This is a genomic window from Sphingobacterium sp. GQ94 (assembly GCF_059758715.1).
Genome location: NZ_JCAXEC010000001.1, coordinates 431,002 through 438,167, shown reverse-complemented (window position 1 = coordinate 438,167; position 7,166 = coordinate 431,002). Strand labels below are relative to the sequence as shown.

General features: G+C 40.4%; 4 protein-coding genes. All 4 read left to right on the top strand.

Going from position 1 to position 7,166, the window contains the following annotated elements:
* Positions 1-323 precede the first annotated feature (323 nt).
* The 4 genes from AC6CHH_RS01785 (at position 324) to AC6CHH_RS01770 (ending at position 7,162) form a co-directional block, all read left to right on the top strand.
* Complete coding sequence (locus tag AC6CHH_RS01785; RefSeq protein ID WP_498279105.1) at positions 324-986, top strand: RNA polymerase sigma factor; 663 nt, start codon at positions 324-326, stop codon at positions 984-986.
* Positions 987-1,056: 70 nt separating this feature from the next.
* Positions 1,057-2,262: a FecR family protein gene (locus AC6CHH_RS01780; protein ID WP_498279103.1), complete on the top strand. Its 1,206-nt coding sequence runs from the start codon at positions 1,057-1,059 to the stop codon at positions 2,260-2,262.
* A 193-nt stretch (positions 2,263-2,455) separates the two neighbouring features.
* A complete protein-coding gene (locus AC6CHH_RS01775) occupies positions 2,456-5,695 on the top strand; it encodes a TonB-dependent receptor (RefSeq protein ID WP_498279101.1) in 3,240 nt (1,079 codons plus the stop codon).
* A gap of 18 nt (positions 5,696-5,713) precedes the next feature.
* A complete protein-coding gene (locus AC6CHH_RS01770; protein ID WP_498279099.1) occupies positions 5,714-7,162 on the top strand; it encodes a RagB/SusD family nutrient uptake outer membrane protein in 1,449 nt (482 codons plus the stop codon).
* Positions 7,163-7,166 lie beyond the last annotated feature (4 nt).

The following is a 7,166-nucleotide window of genomic DNA, read 5'->3' as shown; positions in this document are numbered from 1 at the left end:
TCACACAACAGATCACTTGATTCCTCATCTAATTATAAAAAACGTTGAAGTTTGGCAAGGTCAGGCAGATGATTGTACATTAGTATTAGACTACATCCGCAGGAATTCTTTCATCCATCCATCTATGGATTAAAAACCAGCAAAACTCACATGAAAGGGCAGGACAGTTATTTAAAACAATATGCATATATTTAGTACTTTAACCAAAGTACACACCAATCTAAAAAGATTGATAGCAAATCGTGTAAATAATTGATAAACTGAAATTATCTTCCGTTTTTCCTATGGAGAATTAGCTAAGGAATACTTTTTAATTCTTTAGCATGCTTGCTCCTATCAACAACACGCTACCTATAAATCTGGAAGAGCTGATTTTGATTATGATGGATAATACAATTAACCAGCAAACTGCTCAAGGATTGCCTGAAATAAGGCAGGCAGATTTTATGCAATTCAAGTCAGGTGATCAACGAGCGTTCCAGAAGATTTTTAATGTGTATTATAAAACAATCTATTATTACGCCATCAGATTTTTCAAACGAAATGAGGAAGCAGAAGAACTGGTCCAAGAGGTGTTTATCAGTTTATTTTTGAACCGGACAAAAATCGATAATGCTGCTGGGATTTACCCCTATTTATTCACCATTGCCAAGCGTCTGGTCATTTCAAACTTTCGAAAAAAAATAGTGGAATCAAAATTCGAGGTGTATCTAGGAAACTCCTGGAGTGAAGAAGACAAAGAAACTGAGGAATCGATAGATAGTAAAGAACTTAATTCGTTGTGGAATCAAGCTATTGCCCGGTTGCCTAGTAAGCAAAAAGAAATTTATGCGATGAACAAGTTTGAAGGTCTATCTTACCAAGAGATAGCAGATAAAATTGGAATCTCTAAAAACACAGTAAAGAACCACCTTTTGACGGCGTCAAAAACCGTGAAACTGATCATGAAAGGTATCTACTTTATCTTGTTATTAATAGCTACCTGAAATTAATAAAAGTTCAACTAGTACTTTTTGTTCACGAGCTCGTTTATATAGTTAACCAATATTATAAACGTTGAAAGACCAAGAACTTGTTGTTTTGATCCATCAATATCTGAGGAACTCGATAACGGAGGAAGATTTAGTATTACTGCGTAAGGAATTAACGCTAAAATCAGAAAATGATCTTTTAGAGATATGGGATAGTTTTTCTGAGCTTCCGCTCGATTTATCAAGGGGTATTCCCAATGCGGAGGATACCTTTGAAAAAATCATCTCAGACCAGCGGATCCAAACAGCTATTTCCCAAAGCTATCGTCCTAACTTTTGGAACAAGGCAGCCCTGACATCCATCAAAATACTCTCAGCGGCAGTGGTAATCGTCATTTTAAAACTAGGAATAGATTACGTAAATCAGCCTGAGGAATTGATGACTACTGCAGACAAATCCAAGAAAAAAGAATTGGTTTTACCAGGTGGGAACAAGGCTAAAATTGTACTCACAGATGGGACTGAAATTGACCTAGAAAAATTAGCAACAGATACGCTCATTGAATTGGCGGGATATAGCATTCAGAAAAATGAGGATGGATCGATTGGGTATTTTATTGATGAAAATGCCCCTGCTGGCACTCTTATTTACAATACCATCGTTACCCCAAAGGGTGGAGAATATGAATTAAGGCTGTCCGATGGAACCCTAGTATCTATTAATGCATCTTCGCGTCTACGTTATCCTGTTCAGTTCGAAAAAGATGCACGGAGGGTTGAACTAGAAGGAGAGGCCTATTTTGAGGTAAATAAAAAACAGATTGCATCAAAGAGCGTCCCTTTCATCGTTAAAACAAAGCAACAAACCCTGGAAGTTCTGGGCACTACATTTAACATCAACAGTTACGGCAAATCCATCCAAACAACGTTGATCGAAGGATCCGTTAAGCTCTCCTATGAAAATGGAGAGAGCCGGGTGATCAAACCAAATCAACAATTAAATTTTGAATTACAAAACAATTCCATCACAGTCGAGCAGGTGGATCCCTACTCTGTTCTGGCTTGGAAAAATGGCGCTTTTTCATTTGAAGATGCATCAATTTATCAAGTTATGGAAAGTATAGCCCGCTGGTATGACATAGAGGTGGAGTATAAAGATGATTTTAGCACAAATCGATTTTGGGGTTCCATGTCAAGGAGTGACGATATTGAGAAAGTACTAAAGACGATCGAATTGACCAATGAGATAAAATTTAACCGGATTGGAAGGAGGGTTCAGGTTATGAAATAAAAATGCAACCCTTCGGTGACTCAAAAAAAAATCAGGCGTGTCCTACCACACCTGATAAGCAAGTCCAAAGACTTGAAGACTGATGTCCAAGACATGTTAATAAAACGTATAACAACCAATCTTATAACAAATGTATAAAAATTATGTTATACCTACTTCTAGCTGTGGGTATTTAAAACCTAGATTGTTATTCATGAAACTATCCGTGATTTTACTGCTGGTAGCTACTCTACAAGTCAGTGCATTCTCATATGCTCAGAAAATAACGCTTCACAGGACCAATGGAAAGCTAATTTCCATTTTGCGCGAACTGCAAAAACAAAGCGGTTACCATATCTTTTTTAATAAATCACTTATACCAAGCAATGCTACGGTTGATATTTCGGTAAAAGATGCGCTGATCGATGATGTCCTGAAAAACTTGCTCATCAAGCATAACCTGGATTACAAAAAATTGGATCGAAATATTGTGCTGGTACGAAGGCAACAATCCTCACAAACTAACAATGACCTGAGTCTTATGTCAGTCATTCAGGAAAAAATAGTTACTGGAAGCATCAGAAATAACCTGGGAGAACCCTTAATCGGTGTTACTGTTTCCATTAAGGGAACAAATACACGCACCCTAACCGATGAGAATGGAAACTATTCAATCAAGCTTCCTAATACTCCCTCCCAGCCAATAATTATGACTTCAATCCTTGGCTACAAGGACCAGGAAACCAGCATTGGCAATAAATCTATAGTTAATATAGTCATGGAAGGTCAAACTGATGAATTGGACGAAGTGATTGTTGTAGGATACGGAACGGTTAAGAAATCAGACTTAACGGGCTCAGTCTCCCAGGTTAAAACAGAAGAATTAAATGCCTTCCCAAATGCAAATGCTTTACAAGCGTTGGCAGGCCGGGCTCCGGGGGTTCATATTCGGCAAAATTCTGGTGCACCTGGACCATCGATGTCCGTTCGCGTAAGGGGTGGCAACTCCATACAAGGGAGTAACGAACCCTTGTATGTCGTAGATGGTTTTCCGATAGCCGGGTCTAATCCAACTATTGTAAATCCTGCAGACATCCAGAGTATTGAAATTCTAAAGGATGCTTCCGCTACAGCGATTTATGGCTCTAGGGGAGCCAATGGTGTGGTCATCATCACGACCAAAAAAGGCAAAGAAGGTCGTACTACGGTGGCCTTTGAGAGCAGCTTTAGCTCACAAGAGCTGATCAAAAAATTAGATCTTATGAACGCCCAGGAATATGCCCTATTTTATAACCAGCAAGCCATAAATGATAAACTGGACCCTTATTTCACCCCGCAAGAGATAACCGCATTTGGACAAGGTTTTGATTGGCAGGATTTTGTTTTCCAACGTGCTCCAATGTTTACCAGTTCTCTGAATATAGCAGGAGGAAACGAAAAAACTCAGTTCTCCATTGGAGGAAGTTTTTTTGGCCAGGATGGAATCATCAAAGGAAGCGACTATGACCGCTATTCTCTACAAAGCAATATAAAACACAAGATCAACGATAAACTTACCGTTGAGTTGAACACTACCCTATCTAGATTAACCACCAAAAGAAGAGATAGTGGTGGAGGGAATCGAGGTAATTCGATGATTGCAGCAGCTATATCCGCTCCGCCCATCCTCTCACCTTTAAATGAAGACGGCTCATACAGGATATTGCATACTGCCTACCCTTTCCTTGCTACAGATCTGCGCAATCCAATCAATTGGATCAACGAAAGTAAGGCCCAGACTAAGGCGAACTTGGCCTTAATCAATGCCTCAGTATCCTATAATATCACGCCGGATCTTATCCTTAAAATTGCCGGAGGACTGGAAAACCGGGACGACCGTTCAGATAATTATACCTCAACAAAATTTTTTGATAGCCCCGGAAATGCGAGCGTTTCATCCACTCAGCAATCAAGCTTACTAAATGAAAATACGCTAAACTACACACGGACCTTCAACCAAAAACATAGTCTCGCCGCTGTAGCAGGTATCACCTATCAGAACTTTGTAATCACCTCGGTAAGTGCCAGCGGTACAGATTTCTTATCGGACCTATATGAAAGCTATAACTTAGGCGCAGCTGGAACACCAGGAATCCCTGGTTCGGGCTATATCAAGTCGTCTTTGATTTCATTTTTAGGGCGAGTGAATTATAGTTACGATGACCGCTTTCTGGCCACTATAAGTCTTCGCCGAGATGGTTCATCCCGGTATTCTTCGGGAAGTCAATGGGGAAATTTCCCATCAGGAGCTCTCGCTTGGCGCATCTCAAATGAAGAGTTCATGAAGAGTATTCCTGTTATCTCCGATTTAAAATTAAGGACCAGTTGGGGACTTACCGGAAGTCAAGCGATTGATCCTTATACGACTCTTAACTTGTTATCGGCGGGAAAAACAATCTTTGGCAACGAATACTACAATACGGTTGGTCCCTCAACCAGATTACCGAATGATTTGTCGTGGGAAACCACAGAACAAATGGATATTGGAGCAGACATAGGTCTTTTAAATAATCGAATTCTACTAACAGCGGATTATTACGTAAAAAATACACGTGACTTATTAAGTGATGTTCGTCTGCCTGCTTCTATGGGATATACCTCCACCATCCAAAATGTTGGAAAGGTACAGAACAGAGGGTTTGAATTCGGTATAGAGGCCAAACCATTTACCCAACACTTTACCTGGGATCTGATGGCAAATATATCGTTCAATAAAAATAAAGTTGTTAGTCTGTATAACCATGAGGATGTACTACGTGATAATATTGGTATGATCATCGTTAGTGATGCGACCAGCATTCTGCGTGAAGGAAGGCCAGTTGGTCAATTTTGGGGGTACATTGAAGACGGTTATGACAGCAAGGGCGATATCATTTTCAGGGATATAAACGGAGATGGATCGATAAGTGCGGCTGATAAAACCTATATCGGAGATGCCAACCCTGATTTCACCTATGGATTGAATTCGCTCATGAGTTTCAAAAACTTTGAGTTCTCCTTTTTCCTTCAAGGAACTTATGGCAATGATATTCTAAATGCCAGCTCAATTACCAACACGATGGATTATGGATTCGGCTTAAATATGCCCAAAAGTGTTTATGAGAATCATTGGACAGCAGATAGGTCAGATGCGGACTATCCTCGTATCAGTCGCTCAACTCCAGTGAAAATGTCCTCAAGATTCATTGAGGATGGATCTTATTTAAGGTTGAAGAACATTTCCCTTGGCTATAATTTACCAGTTCAGGCGATGAATTTGAAAAAAGTAACACAACTGCAGGTCTACCTCAGTGGACAAAATTTATTCACTGCCACGAAATATTCATGGTGGGATCCAGAAACAAATTTCCGATTGGATCATAATTCATATCCTGCGGCCAAATCCATCACCTTTGGTATCCGCGCTGGTTTCTAACGATTTATATTCGAAAACATGAAAAAATTAACCATACATATAAAAAAGAAGCTATTCTATATTTTGGCTCTTAGTTTATTTTTCACCGCGTGCGAAAAATCCTTGACTGAAGCTCCCAAACAGATCGCCGTTGAGAATTTTTACACGACTCCAACAGAGGTACAGGCTGCTGTAAACGCGATTTATTCTCCGCTTAGAAATGATTTGATGAGCAATTATATAGCCACCTTAGAGTGTCAGTCTGATTGGATGTACGGCCGGGGAAGCTGGACTCCATTAAGTAACTTTCAAGGCTTGGATGATGCAAACATAACCCGGGTTCAGGGATTCTGGAATAATTTCTACCTGACAATCCGAAACGCCAATTTGGTTATTCTTAATTCTCCTAGCGGGGAAGAATATGACGCTTTCATCGCAGAGGCTAAATTTCTGCGAGCATTCAGTTATTTTCAATTGGTCAGAAACTGGGGAGGCGTACCCTTGCGTACACAGGAAAACATGACCGAGAAAGATCTTGCCCGCAGTACTCCAGAGGAGGTCTATCAACTCATAGAGGATGACCTGATCGTAGCAACAAATACGCTTCCAGAGACTGCAACATTGAGTGGTCGTCCAAGTAAAATAGCTGCCCAGACATTACTGGCGGATGTGTATTTACAGTTAGAACGATATGACCAAGCAGCTGAACTAGCCGACCAAGTCATAGGGAGTGGTCTTAGTTTGGTGAGTGTAAAAGCCAAAGAAGATTTTCAATACAAGGTTTTCGGGCCAGATATTGTTTCCAGCAGTGAGGAAATTTTTGCCTTAAAATATGCCCGGTTACCAAACCAGGGAAATTACATATTATGGATATCCAACCATCCTAGCACAAAACTGTTCACCGTAGACGGTACAGGAGCTTATGCAGTGCATGGAAATGCCACCAATCCAAATTACATAGCATGGGATGATCTGGATATCCGCAAACAACTATGGGACAAGATAAATTTTGGACTTGGCCCCAATACCCTTGTCAGCTCTAAATACATCGATCCCGATGCGCTTGATCGTGGGACCGCCGGCAACGACCTTCCCATATACAGATTGTCCGATGCACTTTTGATCTATGCTGAGGCATCGGCACGCCAGAACAGTGCAGTCAGTGCAGAAAGTATGGAAGCGTTAAATAAAGTTCATCGCAGGGCCTATGGTTATCCTCCTAATTCTGCTTCTTCGATAGATTACAATGCTGCCGATTATACCGTAGATGCTTTTATAGAATTGATCGTAAAAGAACGTGGGTATGAATTTATGTATGAGGGGAAACGATGGATGGAATTAAAACGAATAGGATCGTTAAATGAATACATCGAATATGGAAAAGGAAAGACCGTGGTTCAGAAGCATTTATTATGGCCGATTCCGCTTTCCGAGACAAATTACAACAACGCAATCGATCCGGTTACAGATCAAAATCCAGGGTATTGATCCC

Coding starts and splice junctions, on each gene's coding strand:
- AC6CHH_RS01770 (WP_498279099.1), top strand. CDS start 5,714: ATGAAAAAATTAACCATACATATAAAAAAGAAGCTATTCTATATTTTG.
- AC6CHH_RS01785 (WP_498279105.1), top strand. CDS start 324: ATGCTTGCTCCTATCAACAACACGCTACCTATAAATCTGGAAGAGCTG.
- AC6CHH_RS01775 (WP_498279101.1), top strand. CDS start 2,456: ATGAAACTATCCGTGATTTTACTGCTGGTAGCTACTCTACAAGTCAGT.